The 18,125-nt window shown below is 41.6% G+C and carries 12 protein-coding genes and 4 pseudogenes; 14 read left to right on the forward strand and 2 right to left on the reverse strand.

All coding sequences use genetic code 11. The annotated features are described in order from the left end of the window. Positions 1-57 precede the first annotated feature (57 nt). The 5 genes and pseudogenes from GNF10_RS38920 to GNF10_RS26325 all read left to right on the forward strand — a co-directional run. Positions 58-309: pseudogene (locus tag GNF10_RS38920) on the forward strand (calcium-binding protein); the annotation flags it as partial. 9 nt (positions 310-318) lie between these two features. Beyond that, entirely contained in the window at positions 319-1,125 is an 807-nt protein-coding gene (locus GNF10_RS26310; RefSeq protein ID WP_260446335.1) for a calcium-binding protein, read from the forward strand. A 58-nt stretch (positions 1,126-1,183) separates the two neighbouring features. Next, complete coding sequence (locus tag GNF10_RS26315) at positions 1,184-1,621, forward strand: pentapeptide repeat-containing protein (RefSeq protein ID WP_185586627.1); 438 nt, start codon at positions 1,184-1,186, stop codon at positions 1,619-1,621. Between the two features lie 202 nt (positions 1,622-1,823). Continuing rightward, positions 1,824-2,693: a calcium-binding protein gene (locus tag GNF10_RS26320; protein ID WP_185586626.1), complete on the forward strand. Its 870-nt coding sequence runs from the start codon at positions 1,824-1,826 to the stop codon at positions 2,691-2,693. Positions 2,694-2,875: 182 nt separating this feature from the next. Then, entirely contained in the window at positions 2,876-5,842 is a 2,967-nt protein-coding gene (locus GNF10_RS26325; RefSeq protein ID WP_185586625.1) for a peptidase domain-containing ABC transporter, read from the forward strand. 109 nt (positions 5,843-5,951) lie between these two features. Here GNF10_RS26325 and GNF10_RS26330 read toward each other — a convergent pair. After that, positions 5,952-6,338: pseudogene (locus GNF10_RS26330) on the reverse strand (IS4 family transposase); the annotation flags it as partial. 348 nt (positions 6,339-6,686) lie between these two features. On the opposite strand from GNF10_RS26330, the pseudogene GNF10_RS26335 reads away from it, so the two are divergent. Together GNF10_RS26335 and GNF10_RS26340 are read left to right on the forward strand one after the other, a co-directional pair. Beyond that, a pseudogene (locus GNF10_RS26335) lies at positions 6,687-7,531 on the forward strand (transposase). A 199-nt stretch (positions 7,532-7,730) separates the two neighbouring features. Next, the gene (locus tag GNF10_RS26340) at positions 7,731-9,296 is read left to right on the forward strand and encodes a cell wall metabolism sensor histidine kinase WalK (protein WP_185607271.1); all 1,566 of its coding nucleotides are present in this window, start codon (positions 7,731-7,733) and stop codon (positions 9,294-9,296) included. Between the two features lie 120 nt (positions 9,297-9,416). Here the strand turns inward: GNF10_RS26340 and GNF10_RS26345 are convergent. After that, positions 9,417-9,623: pseudogene (locus tag GNF10_RS26345) on the reverse strand (IS4 family transposase); the annotation flags it as partial. A gap of 50 nt (positions 9,624-9,673) precedes the next feature. Between GNF10_RS26345 and GNF10_RS26350 the strand changes: the two are divergent. The 7 genes from GNF10_RS26350 (at position 9,674) to GNF10_RS26380 (ending at position 18,049) form a co-directional block, all read left to right on the forward strand. Continuing rightward, positions 9,674-10,342 carry a response regulator transcription factor gene (locus GNF10_RS26350; RefSeq protein WP_185587475.1) on the forward strand — a complete coding sequence of 223 codons (669 nt, stop codon included), beginning with the start codon at positions 9,674-9,676 and terminating at the stop codon, positions 10,340-10,342. Between the two features lie 172 nt (positions 10,343-10,514). Then, complete coding sequence (locus GNF10_RS26355) at positions 10,515-10,940, forward strand: helix-turn-helix domain-containing protein (protein ID WP_185587476.1); 426 nt, start codon at positions 10,515-10,517, stop codon at positions 10,938-10,940. A gap of 290 nt (positions 10,941-11,230) precedes the next feature. Further along, positions 11,231-12,760 (forward strand): cell wall metabolism sensor histidine kinase WalK, encoded by a 1,530-nt coding sequence (locus GNF10_RS26360; protein WP_221643738.1) that lies wholly within the window; start codon positions 11,231-11,233, stop codon positions 12,758-12,760. Continuing rightward, positions 12,696-13,364 (forward strand): response regulator transcription factor, encoded by a 669-nt coding sequence (locus tag GNF10_RS26365; RefSeq protein WP_185607272.1) that lies wholly within the window; start codon positions 12,696-12,698, stop codon positions 13,362-13,364. Before GNF10_RS26360 ends, GNF10_RS26365 begins: the two co-directional genes overlap by 65 nt. A 267-nt stretch (positions 13,365-13,631) precedes the next feature. Next, entirely contained in the window at positions 13,632-14,738 is a 1,107-nt protein-coding gene (locus GNF10_RS26370; protein WP_185592947.1) for a DUF1611 domain-containing protein, read from the forward strand. Positions 14,739-14,787: 49 nt separating this feature from the next. Beyond that, positions 14,788-16,503, forward strand: coding sequence for an ABC transporter ATP-binding protein (locus tag GNF10_RS26375; RefSeq protein WP_185592948.1), 1,716 nt, complete (start codon positions 14,788-14,790; stop codon positions 16,501-16,503). After that, a complete protein-coding gene (locus tag GNF10_RS26380) occupies positions 16,445-18,049 on the forward strand; it encodes an iron uptake porin (RefSeq protein WP_260446182.1) in 1,605 nt (534 codons plus the stop codon). The genes GNF10_RS26375 and GNF10_RS26380 overlap by 59 nt, the downstream gene beginning before the upstream one ends. Positions 18,050-18,125 lie beyond the last annotated feature (76 nt).

The following is an 18,125-nucleotide window of genomic DNA, read 5'->3' on the forward strand; positions in this document are numbered from 1 at the left end:
CTCAATTTCTACAATTATTTATGTCATTTTGAAATCTTTCTTAGTTTTTATTAGTAAATAAGATGCGTTCGCCCTGGTGCTGATACCCTTGATGGCGGGGAAGGCGAAGATGTCCTCTATGGTGGCGCTGGCAACGACTCACTTGTTGGTGGCACCGATGATGATCTATTTGGCGGGGATGGTAATGATATTCTGTCAGGTGAAGGTTTCCTCTACGGTGAGGCAGGCTCGGACACCCTAACGGGTAGCTTCTTTGGCGATACTCTCTATGGGGGCGGTGAAAGTGATTTCATCGATGGTAGTCTTAGCGATGACTTCTTGTTAGGCGATGACACTTTAGGCGTAGCGGGTGCTGACACCCTCATTGGTGGAGATGGTAATGACACCTTGAAAGGAGATGCTGACAGCTTGAGTGGTGGCAATGACTCCCTTCTGGGCGAAGCTGGTGATGATGAAATTTATGGCTATGCTGGTGATGACTTCCTCAGTGGTGGAGATGGGCTTGACTACCTGGAAGGCGGAGACGGTAACGACTTTCTCGATGGCGGTCTGGATAATAGTACACTCCTGGGCGGCGCTGGCTTAGATACAATCATTGGCGGACTCGATCAAGACTTGATTGAGGGTGGAGAAAGTGCTGACAGTCTCTTAGGTGGAGATGGGGATGACATCATCTACGGCGAAGGCGACGGAATTGAGAATAGTCTTGCTGGCAATGATTTTCTCAATGGTCAAGGTGGCAATGACTCCCTCGATGGCGGAGCAGGTGTTGATCGAGTTTTAGGCGGACTTGGCAGTGATACTCTATTTGGTGGAGAAGATTTGGTAGGACAAAACCAACGAGACACACTGACTGGCGGCGGCAGTGTTGATTACTTTGAGCTGGAAGACTCCGGATTGAGTGGACAACCAGGCGACTACATCTCTGACTTCCAAAATGGTATCGACTTCTTAGGAACCGGGTTCAGCTTTACAGCACTAACAGTCAGCCGGATAAATCTCAACATTAATGGTGTTTCTACGGGTAGTACTCGGATCGCTGTTACTGCAACTGGCGAAGAATTAGCGGTTCTGGGTGGAGTACTCCCCGGACAAATTACAGAAACAGATTTTACTTCCGTGTAAGCTAAATCAAAGTTTTTGACCGATCAAGAACTTATCTATTTTTTCAAGGGATTGCATCATGCCAGCAGAAAACTATAACGAACAAAATCTGGTCGGAAATAACTTTAACGGCCAATATCTGAATGGTTCAACCTTTTTCAAAACCAGCCTGAACGAAGTTCAATTTGTCGGTACACAACTCAGAAGCACCAACTTTACAGAATCAGTTTGGCTCAACGTCAATGCATCAAACGCTATCTTTGCGCCTAGTGCCAGCTTTTCTACACCCACTAGTTTTGTTGGGGTAACATTAGAAAATGTCAATTTCAGTGGTGCAGATTTAAGCCAAGTAGATTTGTCATTTGTCAACACAAAAGAGATTAACCAGTTTATCTACAACAGAAGTATTGGCACGCTGTACTTTGATGTCGATAGTACAGGTGGCGTTTCTCAGGTAGAAATAGTCAAGTTCTCTAATAATCCAGCGCTCACTAGGAATGACATTGTTGTTGTCTAAGTCATAGTAACAGTACGTTTCGTTGTATTTGTTGCTGATTTTATAGGTAGTAGGGTGGGCAATGCCCACCATATCTAGTATTTAATGTGTGGTCGTATTTTAGCGAATCGAAATTATTTTTGTATTCCAATTATCCTAACAAGTTTAGTGATTTCGAGACAATTTTGACTTAGCAAATCTAGCTTCAAAAAGGTGTAGAATCATGCGAATTCTTTTTACCATTGCCCACTTTTTTAATCCTGATAGTAAGGATGGTAAGCACGGCTCCCAAAGAAAAGACCCCCGACCCCGCCTGCTGGCGTTAACTCGGAATCTTGCTGCGTTGCATCAGCTATTTGGCAAGTCTCAAAGTATTATCAACATTGACCAGCGTGTAGCTTTATCAGCGAATCAACCACAAGTCTACGATCTAGACGTTATTATTTGTACGACCAAAAATAATCATCTTCTCAATCAACTGTCTTTACCTTCTCATTTTTATCAGCATCATTACACTCAAGCAGAGCCTTTAATGTTAGGTTTTGAGTGCCAATCTGTACTTCGAGATAATTTAGGTAAATATGATTATTATTGTTTTCTGGAAGACGATTTGATACTTCACGATCCTTGGTTATTTATCAAATTAAACTGGTTTACTCAAGGTGCAAGTGACCTAAGCTTACTCCAGCCAAATCGCTATGAAGTTTCAACCACTAATCTGTCATGTAAAGCCTACATTGATGGTGATTTAGCACCTAAGCTAACTGCAACTTTTCAGAATGTAAATGAAAAATCAAAATTTTACGGCACAATCATGGGGATGCCAATTACATTTCGGCGTACACTTAATCCTCACGCAGGCTGTTACTTTTTAAATGCTAATCAGATGGCTTGTTGGGCTAAAAAACCTTATTTCCTTGACCGCGACACTAACTTCATTAGTCCTCTCGAAAGCGCTGCAACTTTGGGAATTATGAGGACATTTCGGGTTTATAAACCTGCACCAGAACACGCAAGCTTTTTAGAAATTCAACACTTTGGAACCGGGTTTGTTAGGCTGATTGGGCAAGAGGTAGGTTTAGCAGCTTCGTAATTCGTCGTAGCTCTAGTAACTAATAAGGGACATTTTGCTTTAGATGGTGTCATTTCCAGAATGTGATTGCTTATTATGAATTTTCTTCAAGGGCGGGGAAACCCCGCCCCTACTGTTGCTTTTTTTTGAATCGTAACAAAAAAATAATTACGAATTACGAACTATTTTTCATTTGATTTAGCATGACTTATACTAGAACCAATTTTCAAGATTTTCTCACTACAATTGAGGGGTTTGATCAATTATCAAGTGAAGTACTAGCCGATTTATCACAAAAACTCAAACCTCAACTTTATTCGCTTGGTCAAAAAATTATTGATAAAGAAAGTCTCCCAGCGCAATTGAGCATTATTTATGAGGGGACAGCTCGTTTATTAGGATATGACTCCCATACGCAAAAGCCAACCACGTTAAAGTTACTGCAACCTGGAGAAATTCTTGGCGAGATTAGTTTACTGCGTGAGGTTGCTTGCGAGATTGCTATCGCATCTACTGAAGTGAGATGTTTAACTTTAGATGCTGATGATTATTTCCGCTTGCTTGCTACCTACCCAGCTTTTGCTCAAGTGCGTCAATACCAAGGTTATTTGGCGGAAATTTATGATGTCCTGAGTATACAATCACAGATACTTAGTTTAGGCGATATCAACCTCAAACAGCTTGCTCAACAGGTTTTGGCTGGGGCAAAAGTATATTATCTGCCAACAGGTAAAACATCAGTTAGTCTACTCGATAGTGAAAGCATTTGGTTTGTTAGTGGAGGAGGAACAGCAAAGAACTTTGCTTGCGGTTCTCTCTTGGAATTTAGCAATGTGCAAGACACAATTGATGTTCAAGGGAAAATTCCTGTACGGTTGCTTGGTTTATGTAAGTTAGATTTATTACCAAAGAATCGCCATGCAGAGATTACCGACAAAATAGAAATTCCCTATGCACCTGTTGAAGAACTACTACGACCACAAAAATTTAGTGTAAAAACCGAAGAAAAAAGCAGAAAGTACCCATATTTTAACGGTAAAGGACAATTAAATTCTGCGATCGCCTGTTTCCAAATGCTCTCAAAATATCTGGGAATGCCTTTGCGTCGTGAGGTGATTAACCGGGTTTTAACAGAGCAGATGCAACGCCAAGGTATAATCCCGTTTCAGGTTTGTGGAACCTTGGCTGAATTAATTGGACTGAAGGCAAAATTGGGAGATATGCCTTGCAGTCAAATTACTTGCATTCCCACTCCAGCAATGATTTACTATGGTGATAGTTATGCAGTTGTTTATGAAGCAAGCGATCGCCTGATTGTTATTGGTGTACCATCCAAGGGAATTCTACGCCTCAAACCTGCTGAACTGCTTTCTAAATTAGAGATGGAAGAAAGCAATTCTTCCCAGATACGGGTATTGCTACTTTCTCCTACCAAAGCTACACCCAAGCAACGCTTTGGTTTGCAGTGGTTTGTTCCCTATTTATCACGCTACCGCTTTGTACTCATAGAAGTTTTTGTGGCTTCCTTATTCGTGCAGTTAGCAGCGCTAGCCAATCCACTAATTATTCAAATTATTATTGACCAAATAGTTAGCGATAGTAGTTTTAATACACTACATTTTTTAGGTTTTATATTATTACTAGCAGCGCTATTTGAAGCGATAGTTTCTACACTGCGTACATATCTATTTGTAGATATCACCAACCGCATTGATCTGGGGTTAGGGGCACAAATTATTGACCACTTACTTCGGCTACCATTACAGTATTTTGAACGCCGACCTGTAGGAGAAATTTCCACCCGCATCAACGAATTAGAAAATATTCGCTCTTTTCTCACTGGTACGGCTTTAACTGTGGGTTTAGATGTGCTATTTTCGCTGCTTTATATTATTGTAATGGTAATGTACACTTGGCAACTTACCTTAGTAGGTTTAGCCACTATACCCATATTTATCATCATTACCTCTCTGGCTGCTCCCACGATTAGGAAACAATTACGAGAAAAAGCTGAACGTAATGCTATAACTCAATCTTATTTAGTTGAGGTAATGTCAGGTATCCAAACTGTCAAAGCGCAAAATATCGAGTTACAAGCACGCTTTTCCTGGCAAGAACGTTATGCACGTTATATCGCATCTGGTTTCAAAAAAGTAGTTATCTCCACACTATCTAGTTCTGCTAGTAACTTTCTCAACAAACTTAGCAGCTTGTTAGTTTTATGGTATGGCTCTTATTTAGTACTGCAAGGAGAATTAACATTAGGCGAATTAATTGCCTTTAGAATTCTCTCTAATTACGTAACTAGTCCCATATTACGCTTAACCCAACTGTGGCAAAACTTCCAAGAAACAGCTTTATCTTTTGAACGTCTCAGTGATATTGTCGATACACCCCAAGAAGCTGAACAAGACCAATATAATATTTCTTTACCGCCAATTAAGGGAGCCGTAAGATATGAAAATATATTCTTCAGATTTAATACAGGTAGAACATTACAACTTTGCAATGTCAGTCTTGATTTAGCACCGGGACAATTTATTGGCATCGTCGGACAAAGTGGTTCGGGTAAAAGTACTATGATGAAATTACTGCTGAGACTATATGATCCAGAATCCGGCAGAATTTTAATTGATGGTTATGATATTGCTAAAACAGAACTTTATTCTTTGCGCCAACAAATTGGTGTTGTCCCTCAAGATACCTTGCTGTTTGATGGAACAGTTCAAGAAAATATTGCTTTGACAAATCCCGAAGCCACAACTGAAGAAATTATTGCAGCAGCTCAAATAGCAGCTGCCCACGACTTTATTATGAACTTGCCTAATGGTTATAATACGCGAGTAGGTGAACGAGGTTCAGCACTTTCTGGTGGACAAAGGCAAAGAATTGCGATCGCCCGATCAGTTTTAGAAAAACCAAAATTATTAGTTTTAGACGAAGCAACTAGCGCCTTAGATTACCTTACAGAACGCCAAGTTTGTCTAAATTTAGCCCAAGCATTTCAGGGAAGTACCGTATTTTGTATCACCCACCGACTAAGCACAATTTCCCATGCAGATACGATTATTGTCATGGATAGTGGTAAAGTTATAGAACAAGGAAAGCATGAGGAATTAATGGCTTTCAAAAGTTATTACTATAACCTCTACAATCAACAAGAATTATAGTTTGAACTAGAAATGTTGAATGTCAGTACAAAACTTTACATATTTAGTTACACTGACTCTAAAAAGCCTAAATTAGTCAATATAACATCATCTCCTCAAACCAATGAAAACTGAAAAGTTTAACTTGATGATGATCTAGTACCCATAATAACTTACTAGTGAGAGTGATAATTGTTGAATCTATTGGACAAATTGCATATTTATTATGTAATCTCTTGCGAATTTTATTCTGTACTAACTCATTCAATTTATGATAAATTTCTTGAAAGGGTTTTTATGCGCGGTGAGAACTGGCTTTGGAAAAAGTAGAGATATCTACTTCAAACCCTGTGTTATTTAATCTTTGAAATAAATCTCGCATACTTGTTAAACTGTTATCCAGAGCATACGATAGCCAGCATTCAAAGAAGAGACGACTGTTCAATACTGGATAATCGTTTTTTAGCAGACTTTTCAGGATATCTTTGACAATTTTGGGAAATGAATTTATAATCACAATCAAACTAATATATTTTAAGCCTTCGCCCAAAAATATCATATTTTTGGCTATTTTTATCAATTATTTGTTAACATTCAACACTTCTGAGTTTGAACTCATATTAGTAGGATGTGTTATGCCACAAGCTAACGCATCGAATATCTCGAATGGTGCGTTAGCAGTTTACCCTTGTATTTCCTTTACCTGAAATATTTTGTGTTTGTTGTTGAGGAAAACCAGAAAGCAGATTTCTTCCTCCTGTGAAATCTTCCTGCTGATCAATGTGAATTTAGCGTAAAAATTACGGTAAGTATTCAGGTGGCAGGGTATTGACAAAGGGGACGCTTGAGGGAGAGTATCACAAATATGAACCAAAACCTGCCTCAAGATTTAGACCGAGAAAGCTTGAACCAGTTATCAAAAGAAGAATTGGTAAAGATAATTATTGAACAGGGCAAGGGAATATGTGAGTTACAGAAAACAATCTTAGAACTACAGCAAGAAGTAGAACGTTTAAAAGTCAGCCGAGATTTAGATAGTTCTACCTCATCGAAACCACCATCTGGGGATATTCTAAAAAAGAGCGAAAACAAAAAAGCATCCCTGGAGGGACTGAGTATGCAGGGGTACTCAGCAGCGATGATTTTAGCGTTTACAACGGCTATCCAGCTTTTGCCCAGCAGAAATGTTTGGCTCATCTACGCCGACACTTCAAAAAACTAATTATTCTTCCAGGTCTTCACAACCAAGCTATTGGCGAAGCTTTTGTTGATTTAATTGATGAAGCCTTTAGGAATTATGCTCCATGGTTTGAGACTTTTGACTCCACCAATTACAACGATTGGGTCAATCAATTCAAATCTAAATTGTATTCCTCACTCCATCAGTGGCTTGATCTTGCAGGAGCTACGGCTGGCAACCTTTTACGCTCTTTGCGTGATAAAGCAAGTCAATGGTGGTATTTTCTTGACAATCCTGAAATCCCTCCTGATAACAATCAGGCCGAGCGATCGCTGCGTTTGGCCGTGACGAAACGTAAGGTAAGTGGTGGCTCCCGTTCAATGGACAGGTTTAGACACACTGCCCATCTGTTAACAGTGGTACAAACCTGTCGTCGTCAAGGTAGGTCTGTGATTGACTTTTTTGCACAAGCACTGCTGGCTAATTCTAATAATTATCTGTCTCGCCCATCTCTGCTTCCTAAATATTAGACCTGAATCCTTACAAATTACGTTAAAATCTTTTGTATTTAACGAATTCATTGGCTCAAGCTCAAGTAATGCAACTTCTACAAGTTGAAATTTAGAAATCAGAGTAAGAGGTAAAAGTCAATATCCAAACCTATAAATAACATAAAAAGTAGTTTCTTTATTGTCATCTGAATGATTTTTAGTAAGGACTGACAAGTTAATGAAACAGAATAATTCATTACGTATATACTATAAAATCTTATTTAGCCTGCGGACACATATCGTAATTGGTTATGTGTTGCTCATGCTATTTTCGTCTGTGATAGGCACTTTTTTAATTGATAAATTTCTCTTTTTTCAGGTAGAAGAACGAATTAAAAAGTCTTTGGTTCAAGAAATACACGAATTCCGAATGATGGCGGTAGACGGAATCAATCCCGACACTCATAAACCTTTTGGAGGTGACCTCAAGAATATGTTTAAGCTCTTTCTCAAGAGCAACATCCCGGATGATGATGAGTTTTTGGTAGCAATATTGAATGGGAAAGTTTACAGAAGTAGTCCCCTAGCCCTTCCCAGCTGGTTTAAATTAGATTCTCCGATGGTGAAGACCTTATCACAAGTCAAAACAGCTGAAGAAGGCGAGTTCTTAACCGTAGATGGAAATGTAATTTACCTAGCTCAACCAATAATTAGGGGAAAAAATCATGGAGTATTTGTGGTACTTCATGCCACTGCTGGCGAACGTCAGGAGGTAATTGACGCAGTTTTTGTGATTATCAAAGTTTCGGTTGTAGTCATAATTATATTTTCTTGTTTGGCTTGGGTAGTCGCTGGACATGTGCTGAAACCTCTACACTTGTTGACTAATACTACTCGGTCAATTGGGGAAACTGGCCTGACACAACGCATACCTGTTAAAGGTGCAGACGAAATTGCTGAACTCACTACTACATTTAACGAAATGCTTGCAAGGTTGGAAACAGCGTTTTCTAGCCAACGAGATTTCATCAACGATGCCAGCCATGAACTACGAACACCAATTACAATTATCCGAGGTCATCTAGAGCTACTGGGTGACGATCCTCAGGAACGGAAGGAAACTATAGAATTGGTCATTGATGAGCTAGACCGCATGAGTCGCTTTGTGGAAGACCTGCTATTACTAGCTAAATCTGAACAACCCGATTTTTTAAATTTAGAAATTGTCGAAGTTCATTCGCTGACTTTAGAACTGTACGCCAAAGCCAAAGCTTTAGCTCCGCGAGAATGGCGCTTGGATACTATGGCTAGTGGTCGTCTTCAGGCTGACCGTCAACGCCTGACTCAGGCAATTATGAACTTAGCTGAGAATGCCACACACCATACCAAAGACGGTGATGTGATTAGCCTAGGTTCAGATTTGAGAAATAATCAAGTGCGATTTTGGGTGCGTGATACTGGCGAAGGAATCCTCTTAAGCGACCAACGGCGAATTTTTCAGCGCTTCGCTCGTGGCTCGATTAATCGCCGTCGTTCTAATGGTGCTGGCTTAGGATTGTCGATTGTACAAGCAATTGCAGAAGCTCACAATGGTTGGGTTGAACTGTTTAGTCGCCCACGTGGCGGCTCTACTTTCACCATAGTCATTCCTCTCAAACCTATCCCAAAACCCAGACAACGAGGGGGTAGAAATTCATTTTTCCATAGCTCCAACTTTTGGCAGGGAAGGAAAGGAAGAGGGGGGCAGGGAGCAGGGGGAGATGAAGGAGACAAGAAGACATGGGGACGTGGGGGCTTTAGTTGATGCAAATTCCAAAATAATGTCGTAATTATGCAACACCGAAATAACAAATGAGCAGAAATGTTGAATGTCAGTACAAAACTTACATATTTAGTTATACTAACTCTAAAAAGCCTAAATTAGTCAACATAACATCATCTCCTTAAACCAATGAACATAACTGATTTCCTGACATATATAAGATTGAAGATAGCGAAATTTATCTAATAGTGTATGTTCCCATTGTGTGGGAATATATAAAAGCTGTATTATCAGATCAATTATTAAGCTAACGTAAATTTGTATAGTAATATCATTGACGTTTTTGGTAATTAATTTGTCAAGTTTTAATGGTTCACCATCTGCTATCTGCCTTATTTTCCAGCCAGGAGGTATATTAAATGAACCGAATTCTCATTGCAGAAGATGAACCACGCATTGCCAGTTTTTTACAGAAAGGTCTGAAAGCAAATGGTTTTACTACTTCTGTAGCTAGCACCGGTGATGAAGCTCTGTTTATGGCTCTTAGCGGTGAATTTGACCTACTGATTTTGGATATTGGTCTACCAAGTAAAGATGGCTGGTTAGTGTTGGAAGAATTACGCGGTCAGGGAAAATTGCTATCAATCATTATTCTGACTGCCTGTGACGATATAAAAGATAAAGTAACTGGTTTGCAAGGTGGTGCTGATGACTATGTTACCAAGCCGTTTCGCTTTGAAGAACTGCTAGCTCGCGTTCGTTTGCGATTGCGTGACTATTGCTTGCCTAAACGCAAAGATGAGATGATACTTTGTGCAGGTGATATTCTACTAGACTTACGTACCCGTAAAGTAAAAGTAAGCGATCGCTATATTGAACTAGCAGCTAGAGAATTTACTTTAGCGGAAATTTTTCTGCGTCATCCTGGGCAAGTCTTAAGTCGAGAGCAACTACTCAGCCATGCCTGGGGTTATGGTTATGACCCTGCTTCTAATATTGTTGATGTCTACGTTGGTTATCTGCGTAAAAAGCTAGGTAGCGACTGCATTGAGACAGTTAGAGGTATAGGCTACCGACTCCATACATGAGAAAATTCTCATGAAAGCTTTAATACTGATTAATTGAGGTAAACAACAATAAATATAAGCAAACGCTAACAACGTAATTTTTGCCCTACCAAATCTACACGGATGGTAATCATACCAATCTGCAATGATTTTACGTTCAATAAAAACAGGGGGCAAATAAGGATGGGTGCAAATGGCAAGATATCTGAAACTGGAAATAACCGAAACTGCGGAGTATCTAGAGAAGAGTCTAAAGAGCGCAAAAAGCGCATCACAGAAGGAAAGGCTGCAAATGCTGTGGTGGCTGAAAACAGGACAAGTCAGTCAGCATCATCAATTAAGCCAGCTATTAGGGCGCAGCCCAGCAAGCATTACCCGGTGGTTGCAACAGTATCGTCAAGGGGGATTGGCAAAACTGTTGGAAGTAAAGACAGCACCCGGGGCACAAAAAAAAATCCAAGGGGAAGTTTTGGAGAAGTTGAAACGTCGCTTGAAGTCACCTGAAGGATTTAGCAGTTACAAAGCAATAGTGACATGGCTAGACGAAGAGTGTGGGCTAAAAGTTAAATATGACACAGTTAATCGGTTTGTGCGCGAGAAGTTGAAAGCAGATTTGTAACTTCTCAATAAACGCTGGTAAAGCTAATCGGCATTTAGGAACGTAGTCACAAGGGCTTCAGGCTCTAAAAATTAGAGGGGTTCAAATGGTACGAATAAAAGTAGTGGATCTGGTATGTCAAATCCTAATTTCTAGGTGAAAGTCAATTTTTTTCTGAAACATAGTCTGGTTATGATTTTCAGACGACGCATGGCGGCAAAATTCGCCTTGGCTACTTTTACCCCATATTCAAGATTAAGAAGTGGTTATTAATTTTTGCCCAAACGGAAGTGGTAGGAATAAAAAAGCTGATGGCAGTATCGCAGGCTATTAATCAATTGGTGGCACAGACAAATCAATCTCCTAAATGGTACAGACTCTTCTTTGGTGTTCGCACACGTATTTTAGTTTGCTATGTTCTGCTAATGGCTTTCTCTGCCGTGGTATCCATCGCGGTAATTCGTCAGGTTCTGTTTGTTCGTTTACAACAGCGGATTGAAAAGTCTTTGGAGCAGGAAATAGATGAATTTCGACTATTGACTCAGACTAGTAATCCCCAAAAAAGTCAACTCTCTGAGGATGAGATCGCTTCTATTTTTAAGATATATCTCAACCGCAACATCCCAGATGATGATGAGTTCATGATCACACTTATAAACGGTCAATATTACAAATCTAGTCCTAGAGCGCTTCCAAGCTATCTAAAGAATGATTCATACCCGATAAATTACTGGGCTGAAATGACCATGCCTCAATACGGTCATATAACTACCCGGAAGCATACCATAATTTACCGAGCCGAGCCGATAACTAGGGGGGATACTCATGGGGTATTTGTAGTGGCTCAATCCCCTGCTGGCGAATACCATGAAATAGATGAGGCGGTTATGGTGATTATCGAAGTCAGTTTTCTTGTCCTGGGTGTAGCTTCATTGCTAGGCTGGGTAGTAGTTGGACGATTACTGATACCCCTACGCTTACTTACCGAAACTGCTCGTTCGATTAGTGAGTCCGATTGGAAGCGAAGCATTCCTGTAACAGGATCGGACGAAATCGCTGAACTTACTATCACCTTCAATGAAATGCTGGAACGACTCCAAGCAGCCTTCGCCACTCAAAGAGACTTCATCAACGATGCAGGTCATGAACTACGGACGCCGATTACAATTATTCGAGGTCATCTAGAACTACTAGGCGATGACCCCCAGGAGCGCCAGGAAACAATAGAATTAGTTACTGACGAGCTTGATCGTATGAGTCGCTTTGTCAATGACCTTCTATTACTAGCGAAAGCAGAGCAACCCAATTTTTTGAATTTAAAAACTGTAGAAATCGGCTTGCTGACCGAAGAATTATATGCCAAAGCCAAAGCTCTAGCAGAGCGAGACTGGCGCTTGGAGGCTATAGCTTCAGGTCTGATTGTAGCTGACCGTCAACGGCTGACTCAGGCAATTATGAACTTGGCTCAGAATGCTACGCAGCATACCAATGATGGGAGTATGATTGCCTTAGGTTCACTAATAACAAATGGTAAAGTGCGTTTTTGGGTGCGTGATACTGGTGCAGGAATTGCCCCTAGCGACCAAAAGCGAATTTTTCAGCGCTTTGCTCGTGGTTGTTGTGGCCGCCGTTCGGAAGGTGCTGGTTTGGGACTGGCAATTGTGCAGGCGATCGCAGAAGCTCACGGTGGTAAGATCGAACTCTTTAGCCGTCCACTGGGTGGATCTACTTTCACTCTCGTCATTCCCCTAAAACTAGAGCAGGAGATTTTGTCTCATGAGCCGGATTTTAATCGCAGAAGACGAACCTCGCATCAGCAGCTTTCTGGAAAAAGGTCTTAAAGCTAATGGGTTCACTACTGCTGTAGCTCAAGACGGAAATACAGCTATTTTCATGGCTCTTAGTGGGGAATTTGACCTACTTGTTCTTGACATCGGTCTTCCTGGCAAAGATGGGTGGACGATTTTGACAGAATTGCGCGGACAGGGTGAGCAGATACCGATCGTTATTCTTACTGCTTGTGACGACATCATAGATAAAGTAACTGGGTTGGAAAGTGGGGCTGACGACTACGTTACTAAGCCGTTTCGATTTGAAGAACTTTTGGCAAGGGTACGTCTGCGGTTGCGTGATCGCCAATTGCCCAAAGGAAAAGATGAAATGTTACTTACCGCAGGTGATATTGTCCTTGACTTGCGTACCCGTCAGGCGAGAGTAAACAATCGCCTGATCGAACTATCAGCTAAAGAATTTACCTTAATTGAAACTTTTCTACGTTATCCCGGACAAGTTCTTAGCCGAGAACAACTGCTTAGTCACGTCTGGGGTTACGATTATGACCCAGCCTCTAATATTGTTGATGTTTACGTTGGTTATCTCCGCAAGAAGCTAGGCTCAGACCTCATTGAGACAGTTAGAGGTATGGGTTATCGGCTTTATTTATAAGAAAACTCTCATCAAACTTTTAATTTCAATTAATTTTGATTTGATAATATAAATAATATGAAACAGATGTTCATCTGTTCAGGTTATCAAAATTTTTTGAGCCGATTGAAAGGCTCAAACCTTTAGGGGAAACACTATAGATTTGAAAGCATGGCAGCAATCGCAACTATCCAATCGATGTTGATCGGGATAGTAATGTGTGATTTGAGTTGATAATTTCCGCACGAAATTGCTTTTTTTAACAAACTATTGTGAGGATTGATTGGGATGGATATCTCTAAATTAGAACTGGAAAGACTTGCTCAAGCTAAAGCAGCATTTACTACACGTTATGTAAATTTTGATGCGATCGCTACATTAATTACCGGAGATATCAAACCTGAATGTGGTGACTTAGTACTGGTGAGAGTAGAGCAAATAAGTCAGCACGAACGTATTGAATTAACCGATGGTCGGAAAGCCTTATTATTTGCTGGTGACGAACTGGTAATTTGCTACGGCAACCGTTATGCTCCTGACCAATTTGAAGCCGAGATTCCGGAAGATTTGTCTCCATGTCATCTAGCAGCGGCGGGTGGAATAGCTGCAAAAGTGCTGTCCCAGCACGCCAAAATGAAAATGCCCACTGCTATCACTCCTATCGGTTTACTGGGCGATGAACAAGGTAAACGCATTAACCTAGCTGATTGGACTTTGCCCTCAACTAGCTATATTGGACAACGACCTACCACAATCGCTGTTGTCGGTACATCTATGAACTCTGGCAAAACAACCACAGCAGCTAACTTAATTAATGGCTTGGTCAAATCTGGCATCAAAGTGGGAGCCGCCAAAATTACTGGAACTGGTGCTGGTGGTGACCTCTGGCTGATGTCCGATGCTGGAGCTAGCTTGGTTATAGATTTCACTGGTGCTGGTTTTCCTTCCACTTATCGAGCCACTCCCAAACAAATTCAAGAAATTTTCACGACTCTCACCAGTTACCTAGCAACAGAGGGGGTAGATGCAATTGTGCTAGAGATTGCAGATGGACTTTACCAGGATGAAACATCAGCCGTGGTTTCTTCCCCTAACTTCCGCGAAGCTGTTGATGGTGTAGTGTTTGCTACTGGCAATGCGCTGGGAGCCGCCGCAGGTGTGGAATGGCTGCGGCGCTATCAACTGCCTGTACTAGCGGTTAGTGGTTTGGTGACAGCATCTCCCCTAGCTGCTCGTGAAGCTGCAAAAGCCACAGGTTTACCTGTTTATGATTTGGAAATGCTGCGCCAAGAAGCAGCTAATTTATTGCTAAGTGCAAAAGCAGTCGTGACACTCTCATCTCCTCGTTCTCTCTCCAGTGCGATCGCTACTCAGCAACAAGTACTCACCAGTTAGTAAAGATTGGAACTTAGACATTCAAAATGTACTGCTTAACTGAATATCAATGATACAGATACCTCGTGCAGTAAGTAGTAACCGCACTTGGCTGTTCGCTCGGTTGGTGATTAATGGCTTTTGTCAGGCTACTGCCACTGTCGCCAATGCCTTACTAGTAGAAATGGCATTTGATAAGCTAATTACAGCTGCTAATCCTGCCTTTAATCAAATGATTGGGCAAATTGGTCTAGGTTTAGCAGCAGCAGCTATTGTGATTGCCTTACTCCGGATGGCGGAACGAGCTGATGCCGAGCGGATTGGTCAAGATTATGCCTATCAAATCCGAATGATTTTATACGAGCGATTAACGAGCCTTGCCCCTCGCGCTCTCCAAAATCGGAGTCAGGGTGGAGTAATGCTGCGCTTTGTGGGTGATTTAACTGCCCTCCGCCAGTGGGTGAGCTTGGGTTTAGCGCGGATGGTGGTAGCTATGACTACGAGTATTGCCTCCTTAGTGGCTTTGTCTTTAATCAACAGCCGTTTAGCTTTAACTGTTGGCATCATTTTGGCTATTGGTGCTTTAAGTGCCTGCAAGATGGGCGATCGGATGCAGTCTGTAGCCAAAGAAGCAAGGCGGCGACTGAGTTATCTCGCTGCAAATATCAATGAAAAAGTAGCTGCGATCGCCGTGGTGCAAGTTTTTGGGCAATCTCGACGGGAGAAGGGGCGCATTGCCCGCCAGAGCCGCCGTTTAGAAAAAGCAATGGTTGATCGAGCGATCGTAGTTGGTCAGTTACGGGCGATTACTGAAGGAACTGCCGCGATCGCTTCTGGTGCTGCTTTGCTAGTAGGGGCGATGGAAGTGGCTGAGGGTCGTGCTACTCCTGGCATGGTCGTTGCTGCAATGACGATTGTCGGGCTGTTAGTACCACCGTTGCGGGACTTGGGTAGGGTGCAAGAATATTGGCACAACTCACGGGTATCTCTGCAAAAAGTTAAACAATTTCTAAATACACCGTCTTTGGTTACAGAGGTTCCCAATGCTCCGAAAGTAAAATTAGGAGCAGGGCGTTTGGAATTTGATGGCATCAGTTTAGACGGAGCATTGCACAAAGTGAGTGCGATCGCCCAACCAGGTCAAATTGTCGCCCTGGTGGGGCCGAATGGTGCTGGTAAGTCAACCCTACTTTCTCTAGCAGCACGTCTAATCGATCCTGATGAAGGTGCGATTCGTTTAGATGGGCAAGACTTAGCAGATCACAGCATAGAATCAATTCGGCGAGCGATCGGTATGGCTGCCCCAGATTTACCACTACTACGAGGAAGTGTTGATAAAAATCTGCGATATCGTTGGCGAGATGCTCCAATTGAGGAAATCACTAGAGTTCGGCAAATGTGCGGCATTGATGAAGTGCTAGCAGAGCTACCTGAAGGTGAAAAAACCAGAATCTCTGAAGGTGGCATAGGTTTATCAGCAGGACAACGCCAACGCATTGCACTTGCACGGGCGATTCTAGGCAATCCACCCTTATTACTGCTTGACGAAGTGGATGCTAATTTAGATTCCCAAGCTACTGCTGTTGTAGACCGAGTGCTGACTGAACATCAAGGTACAGTTTTACTCATTACCCACCGAAAAGAGCGTTTAGCGAGAGCTGATGTCATCTGGTACTTAGAGAATGGTCGGTTAATGGAAACAGGTTCTCCAGAAGTGCTGTTAAACGATGATAGTCTTACTGCTCGACTGTTTCGCGATCGCCAAGAAACCGTTTTGTCTGGCTAAAAATTTGCAAATGATTTTTTCAGATTTTTTATGGCTTGGCTCAGTGATTCTGACGGTGGCTCTGGCGCCTCTAGAAATAGCCTTTGCGATTACAGATCGGAAAATGAAGCCTTTAGACCAGATAAACTCCGTTTCTGATCTGTCAAATATTAGCCCAACTGATTGGGAATTTTCAGCCCTGCAATCTTTAGCAGAACGCTACAATTGCATTGGTGATGCTGCTCAAGGCGATATCTTTGAGCAACCGCCCCAAAAGCGTCTTCCCGTTCTCACCCGATACGAATTTGCTATCAGCTTGAATGCTTATTCTAGATGTATCCACCAAAACATTGCTGTTAGTAGTACTAATTTGGTGAATCAACAAGACTTAGCTACCTTGAGGCGGTTGCACACAAAATTTGTTCCACAGTTAACTACCTTGCAGGAAAGGTTAGACAAGTTAAAAGTGCAAACGACTCAGTTGCAACCGCAGCAGTTTTCCACAACAACCAAGCTCAGTGGGGAAGTTATATTTGCTTTCACAGGGCTTAATGGTGGAAATAAAGCTGATAATAATTTTATTCTCAGCAATCGGGTGCGTTTGAACTTTGATACAAGCTTTACTGGCAATGACCGTCTGAGAGTTCGTCTGCAAGCTGCAAATATCCCTAGTCTTAAGAGAAGCTCAGGCACTGAGATGGCTCGTTTGGGGTTTGAGGCGGATAATAACAATGAGTTTGAGATTAGCCGATTAGAATATCGTTTCCCTATTGGTAAACAAGCAACAGTTTACATAGAAGCTGCTGGTGGCGAATTAAGTGATTTTACTGTTACAGTCAATCCCTATTTCAGCAGTAGTAGTAACGGTTCTATTTCCCGTTTCGGGCGTCGCAACCCTATCTACCGCCAAAGCTCTGGTACAGGGGTAGGAATGAATTACAAATTTAGCGATGCTGTCAGTTTCAGTTTAGGTTATATTGCTGACCGAGCTGAAAATCCAAGATTCGGAATTGGTGAAAGTCCTTATGGGGCAATTGTGCAGTTAAATCTTGAACCAATTGAAGATATAGAGATAGGCTTAACTTATGTGCGCTCATACAACAATCTCGACACTGGCACAGGGAGTGAACTTGCTAACGATCCTTTTGACGATGAAAGCGATCGCATAACTGCAAATTCTTATGGAATAGAAGCAGCTTGGCGATTAAGTCGTGATTTTACTTTCGGGGGTTGGGTTGGTTTTACAGAAGCCACAGCCGAAGACGTTTTAGGTAAACCAGAAGCAAATATTTTCAACTATGCCATTACCTTTGCCTTTCCAGATTTGGGCAAAGAAGATAACTTGGCTGGTATTATAATCGGTCAACTACCTAAGGTGATCAAAAACGATTTTGACAATAATTTCCAAGATGAAGCTACCTCTTGGCATTTGGAATTCTTTTATCGTTATCAAGCTACTGACAATATCGCCATTACTCCTGGTTTATTAGTAATTACCAATCCCGAACACAAACAAAATAAAGACACAGTTTATGTAGGAACAATTAGAACAACTTTTTCTTTCTAATACCAATTTAATATGAAGCTGCATAGAAAAGAGCTTCTAAAATAAAGTTATAAGAAGAGACAGATATTACCTGCTC

The organism is Nostoc sp. UCD121 (assembly GCF_014222285.1).
Lineage (GTDB): Bacteria > Cyanobacteriota > Cyanobacteriia > Cyanobacteriales > Nostocaceae > Nostoc.

Excerpts from the sequence above, each read along its gene's own strand:
- GNF10_RS26365 (WP_185607272.1), top strand. The coding sequence starts at position 12,696 with ATGAGCCGGATTTTAATCGCAGAAGACGAACCTCGCATCAGCAGCTTT.
- GNF10_RS26370 (WP_185592947.1), top strand. The coding sequence starts at position 13,632 with ATGGATATCTCTAAATTAGAACTGGAAAGACTTGCTCAAGCTAAAGCA.
- GNF10_RS26380 (WP_260446182.1), top strand. The coding sequence starts at position 16,445 with ATGATAGTCTTACTGCTCGACTGTTTCGCGATCGCCAAGAAACCGTTT.
- GNF10_RS26360 (WP_221643738.1), top strand. The coding sequence starts at position 11,231 with ATGGCAGTATCGCAGGCTATTAATCAATTGGTGGCACAGACAAATCAA.
- GNF10_RS26315 (WP_185586627.1), top strand. The coding sequence starts at position 1,184 with ATGCCAGCAGAAAACTATAACGAACAAAATCTGGTCGGAAATAACTTT.
- GNF10_RS26350 (WP_185587475.1), top strand. The coding sequence starts at position 9,674 with ATGAACCGAATTCTCATTGCAGAAGATGAACCACGCATTGCCAGTTTT.
- GNF10_RS26340 (WP_185607271.1), top strand. The coding sequence starts at position 7,731 with ATGAAACAGAATAATTCATTACGTATATACTATAAAATCTTATTTAGC.
- GNF10_RS26320 (WP_185586626.1), top strand. The coding sequence starts at position 1,824 with ATGCGAATTCTTTTTACCATTGCCCACTTTTTTAATCCTGATAGTAAG.
- GNF10_RS26325 (WP_185586625.1), top strand. The coding sequence starts at position 2,876 with ATGACTTATACTAGAACCAATTTTCAAGATTTTCTCACTACAATTGAG.
- GNF10_RS26355 (WP_185587476.1), top strand. The coding sequence starts at position 10,515 with ATGGCAAGATATCTGAAACTGGAAATAACCGAAACTGCGGAGTATCTA.
- GNF10_RS26375 (WP_185592948.1), top strand. The coding sequence starts at position 14,788 with ATGATACAGATACCTCGTGCAGTAAGTAGTAACCGCACTTGGCTGTTC.